This is a genomic window from uncultured Alsobacter sp. (assembly GCF_945952055.1).
Classification (GTDB): Bacteria; Pseudomonadota; Alphaproteobacteria; order Rhizobiales; family Beijerinckiaceae; genus Alsobacter.
Genome location: NZ_CAMFHB010000104.1, coordinates 1 through 3,308, shown reverse-complemented (window position 1 = coordinate 3,308; position 3,308 = coordinate 1). Strand labels below are relative to the sequence as shown.

General features: G+C 66.2%; 3 protein-coding genes. 2 read left to right on the top strand and 1 reads right to left on the bottom strand.

All coding sequences use genetic code 11. From position 1 onward, the window contains the following. Positions 1-2 precede the first annotated feature (2 nt). Positions 3-1,298: an MFS transporter gene (locus tag Q0Q47_RS31070; protein ID WP_293869054.1), complete on the top strand. Its 1,296-nt coding sequence runs from the start codon at positions 3-5 to the stop codon at positions 1,296-1,298. A 65-nt stretch (positions 1,299-1,363) separates the two neighbouring features. Further along, complete coding sequence (locus Q0Q47_RS31065; protein WP_366915292.1) at positions 1,364-2,656, top strand: MFS transporter; 1,293 nt, start codon at positions 1,364-1,366, stop codon at positions 2,654-2,656. Between the two features lie 165 nt (positions 2,657-2,821). On the opposite strand, the gene Q0Q47_RS31060 is transcribed toward Q0Q47_RS31065, so the two are convergent. Beyond that, on the bottom strand, positions 2,822-3,308 hold a 487-nt coding region (locus Q0Q47_RS31060; protein ID WP_293869052.1), incomplete at its 5' end, for a carbohydrate ABC transporter permease.

Below are 3,308 nucleotides of genomic sequence, written 5' to 3'. Positions count from 1 at the left end.
GCGTGGCCGTTCAGGATCGGCCCCTCAAGGGGGCCTGGGGAATCACTGCTCTCATCTTCCTCTTCATGCTCGTGAACTTCGCCGACAAGATGGTGGTCGGCCTCGCCGCCAAGCCGATCATGGAGGACCTCAAGATCACCCCGGAGCAGTTCGGGCTGATCGGCTCGGCGTTCTTCTTCCTCTTCCCCTTCTCCGCCATCCTGGTCGGCTTCGCCGCCAATCGCATCCCGGCGCGAAACGCGCTGCTCGCCATGGCGATCTTCTGGTCGTTGCTGCAGTTTCCGATGCTGGGCCTGGTGAGCTTCGAGGTGCTGATCGCCTGCCGGGTCCTGCTCGGCGCCGCCGAGGGGCCGGCCGGCCCGGTGGCCACGCATGCGCTCTACAAGTGGTTTCCCGATTCGCTGCGCGCCGTCCCCACGGCGGTGGTGGCGCAGGGCTCGGCAATCGGCGTCGTCGTGGCGGTGCCGGCGCTCAACTGGATCATCGTCCACCATTCCTGGCACTGGGCCTTCGGCGCGATCGGCATTGCAGGCCTGTTGTGGAGCCTCCTGTGGTTCTTCTTCGGCCGCGAAGGCACGCTGGTCGACCCTCCGGTGGCGACCCATGTCGACGGCGAGGTCCGCGTCCCATACCGCGACCTCCTCACCTGCCCCACCATCCTGGCGGCCTGCTGCACGGGTTTCGCCAGCTACTGGGGACTGGCGCTCGGTCTCACCTGGTTCACCCCCTACCTCGTCGACGGGTTGGGCTTCAGCCAGACGCTCGGCGGCAATCTCAGCGTCCTGCCCTGGATCGCCGGCCTGGTGGTCGTGCTCGCCGGTGGCTGGCTCTCACAGCGGCTGAAGGGAAGCGGCGTCTCGAGCCGGGTTTCCCGCGGCGCTCTCGCGTCGGTCGCCGTCATGGCCGGCGGCTGCATCCTGCCGTTCATCGGTCTTACGCCCGTGCCCGACCTCAAGCTTGCGATCCTGGTCGCCGGTACCGCAATCGGCAGCACGATCTTCGTCGTCGTGCCCCTGGTCGTAAGCGAGCTGACCCCACAATCGCAACGCGCCGCCATGCTGGCCATCGTGAATTCGGTCATGACCCTGGGCGGTGTCGTCGCGCCCTTCGCGATGGGAGTCGTCGTTCAGGACGCGTCGACGCGCCTCGCCGGCTACGACGACGGCTTCACCATCCTGGGTGGCCTCCTTTTGGTGAGCGGCCTCATCGGCCTGCTCTTCATTCGCCCTGAAGTCGATCGCAAGAGATTGGCGGCGCGCGTCGCGAACCGCGAAAGGTCCCGTCATTCCTTGACGTAGCGGCGGCGTCTCCGTCAGATGGGAACGCGCGTCCGGTCAACAGGACGCCGAGGAGAAACACCCAAGTGACCGTCCAGGACCGGCCCCTCAAGGGGGCCTGGGGCATGACCGCCCTGCTCTTCCTCTTCATGCTGATCAACTTCGCCGACAAGGTCGTCGTCGGACTGGCGGCCGTCCCCCTCACCCGTGACCTCGGCCTGACGCCCGAGCAGTTCGGTGATATCGGCTCGGCGTTCTTCCTGCTGTTCGCGGTCTCGGCGATCGTCGTCGGCTTCATCTCCAACCGCGTACAGACCAAGCACACGCTGCTGGTCATGGCGATCATCTGGTCGTTGGTGCAGTTTCCGATGCTGGGCATGGTGAGCCTTGAGACGCTGATCGTGTGCCGCGTCATCCTGGGCGCCGGCGAAGGCCCGGCCGGCCCGGTGGCGACCCACGCCATCTACAAGTGGTTTCCGGACTCCCTGCGCGGATTGCCAACCGCCGTCATCGCCCAGGGATCCGCCTTCGGCGTCATCATCGCCGTCCCCCTGCTCAACTGGATCATCGGGACCTACTCCTGGCACTGGGCTTTCGGGGCACTCGGCATCGCCGGCCTTGTCTGGACCGTGCTGTGGCTGGTCTTCGGTCGCGAAGGCACCCTGGTCGACCGGCCGGTCAGCACCGGCGACGGCAACGAGCGCGTGCCCTATCGCTACCTCCTCACCTGTCCCACCATCCTCGCCGTCTGCGCCGCGGGCTTCGCCAGCTACTGGGGTCTGGCGCTGGGCCTCACCTGGTTCACGTCGTACCTGGTCGCGGGCCTCGGCTTCAGCCAGAAGCTCGGCGGCAACCTCACCGTGCTGCCATGGGTCTTCGGTGCCTTGGTCGTTCTGAGCGGCGGCTACATCTCACAGCGCCTGAAGAAGAAGGGTGTCTCCAGTCGCATCTGTCGCGGCGTGCTGCCGTGCATGGCGATCGTCGCCGGCGGGTGCGCGCTCCCATTCGTCGGCGCCATGCCGACGGACGCTCTCAAGATCGCCTTCCTGGTGTTTGGCTCCGCCATCGGCAGCACGATCTACGTGGTCCTGCCGATGATCATCAGCGAGCTCACCCCGCACCCGCAGCGCGCCGCGATGCTGGCCATCACCAACTCGGTCGTGACCTTCGCCGGTATTCTTGCGCCCAAGATCATGGGATCCATGATCCAGAATGCCGCGACACCTCTTGCCGGATACGAACAGGGCTATGTCATTCTCGGCGGACTGCTGCTCGTCGGCGGCTTCGTCGGCCTGCTCTTCATCCGCCCCGAAAAGGATCGCAAGCGGCTGGCCGCGCATGCCGTCTCGGGCGTTCCCCTTCAGCCCGCCCGCGCCTGAGCCCGATCGAAACAGCTGCTCGCGCTTGACGATGACGCCGTGGCCGCTGCGCGAGTCCGGCGGCTTCCATCGTCGATCGCGCTGTCGATCACTGTTCGATCCCGACCAGGCTCGACGGCATGCGCCTCCGTCCCCACGTGAGGCGCTCGACCTCAGGGCACGATGTCATCCCTTCACCGCGCCGGCCGTCAGGCCCGACGACATGTAGCGGCGGAAGGCGTAGTAGATCGCCGCCGGCGGCAGCGCGTAGAGAAAGCCCGCCGTCATCAGCAGTTCCCACGGCGAATCGTCAGCCGAGAGGAAGTTGCCCAGCGCCACCGGCAGGGTGATGGCCGTGTTCTTGGAGAGCAGCAGGAACGCATAGAGATATTCGTTCCACGCCAGCAGCAGCGCATAGGTGCCGACGGCGATCAGCGACGGCACCATCAGCGGCAGGTAGATCATGCGGAAGAGCTGGAACGGCGAGGCGCCGTCGATCATTGCCGCCTCGTCGAGTTCGACCGGCAGCTTGTCCGACGCCTGGCGCAGGATCCAGATTGCGTACGGCGAAGCGATGGTCGCCATGGCCAGAACGAGTGCCCAGTCGTTGTTCAGCAACCCGTACATGCCCATGGTCTTGTACATGGGCACGGCGAGGAACGCGGCCGGGATG